This is a genomic window from Actinomycetospora sp. NBRC 106375 (assembly GCF_030269665.1).
GTDB lineage: Bacteria > Actinomycetota > Actinomycetes > Mycobacteriales > Pseudonocardiaceae > Actinomycetospora.
Map to the genome: position 1 here is coordinate 1 of NZ_BSTS01000097.1, position 255 is coordinate 255.

General features: G+C 68.2%; 1 protein-coding gene. It reads left to right on the plus strand.

Features of this window, described 5'->3' with window-relative positions:
• Positions 1–255: transposase (locus QSK03_RS33030; RefSeq protein WP_285660081.1), on the plus strand; the 255-nt coding region annotated here is incomplete at both ends.

A 255-nucleotide genomic window follows, 5' to 3' on the forward strand; every position in this document is an offset into this window, starting at 1 on the left:
GCCGCCGGACATGCGTGAATGGCTGCCCGAGGACCATCTGGTCTGGCTGGTGCTCGAGATCGTGCCCCAGCTGGATCGTTCGCAGTTGCATGCCCGGCACCCGAACATCGGGGCGGGGCGGTCGGCCCACGACCCCGACCTGCTGCTCGCCCTGTTGATCTACGCCTATTGCCACGGGGTTCGCTCATCGCGGCAGATCCAGCAGCGCTGCGTCACGGACGTGGCATTCCGGGTGCTGTGCGCCCAGGACGTCCC